Genomic DNA, 983 nt, shown 5'->3' with positions numbered 1-983 from the left:
AGCCAGCGCGGCCGAAGGCATCGACCATCACATCGCGGCGCTTGTGGTAGATGTCGCGGACTTCGGCGATGTCGGCGCCGTCGCCATTGAGCGCATGTGCCGCCGCCACCTGGATCGGCGTGAAGGCGCCGTAATCGAGGTAGGATTTCACCCGCGTCAGCGCCGAGATCAGCCGCTCGTTGCCGACGGCAAAGCCCATCCGCCAACCGGGCATGGAGAAGGTCTTCGACATGGAGGTGAATTCGACGCAAACGTCGATCGCGCCAGGCACCTGCAGCACCGAAGGCGGCGGATTGCCGTCGAAATAGATCTCCGAATAGGCAAGGTCGGACAGGATGATGATGTCGTTCTTCTTGGCGAAGGCGACCACATCCTTGTAGAAATCGAGCGAGGCGACCAGCGCCGTCGGGTTCGACGGATAGTTGAGGATCAGCGCCAGCGGCTTCGGGATCGAATGTTTGACTCCGCGCTCGAGCGCCGGGATGAAGCCGTCGTCCGGCTCCACCTGCAGCGAGCGGATGACGCCACCCGACATGATGAAGCCGAAGGCATGGATCGGATAGGTCGGGTTAGGGCACAGGATCACGTCGCCGGGCGCCGTGATCGCCTGCGCCATATTGGCGAAGCCTTCCTTCGAGCCAAGCGTGGCCACCACTTGCGTGTCGGGATTGAGCTTCACGCCGAAGCGCCTGCCATAGTAGGCGGCTTGGGCGCGACGCAGGCCCGGAATGCCGCGCGACGAGGAATAGCGATGCGTGCGCGGGTCGCGCACGACCTCGCACAATTTGTCGACGATAGCCTTGGGCGTCGGCAGGTCCGGATTGCCCATGCCGAGGTCGATGATGTCGGCGCCACGCGATCGGGCGCTGGCCTTGAGCCGGTTGACCTGCTCGAACACGTAAGGCGGAAGCCGGCGAACCTTGTGAAATTCTTCCATGGCAGTTCCAGACAGCGAAGGGGGTGTTGGGCGCGCGCTATATACT

1 protein-coding gene is annotated in these 983 nt (G+C 63.2%); it reads right to left on the bottom strand.

Annotated features, from left to right (window positions below):
• The coding region (locus tag EN750_RS36260) for an aminotransferase class I/II-fold pyridoxal phosphate-dependent enzyme (protein WP_127399412.1) at positions 1-937 on the bottom strand (937 nt) is incomplete at its 3' end.
• Positions 938-983 lie beyond the last annotated feature (46 nt).

Origin of the sequence: Mesorhizobium sp. M7A.F.Ca.ET.027.03.2.1, from assembly GCF_003999175.1 — a bacterium.
Lineage (GTDB): Bacteria > Pseudomonadota > Alphaproteobacteria > Rhizobiales > Rhizobiaceae > Mesorhizobium.
The sequence above is the reverse complement of the archived record's forward strand: the minus strand, read 5'-3'. Positions and strand labels throughout refer to the sequence as shown.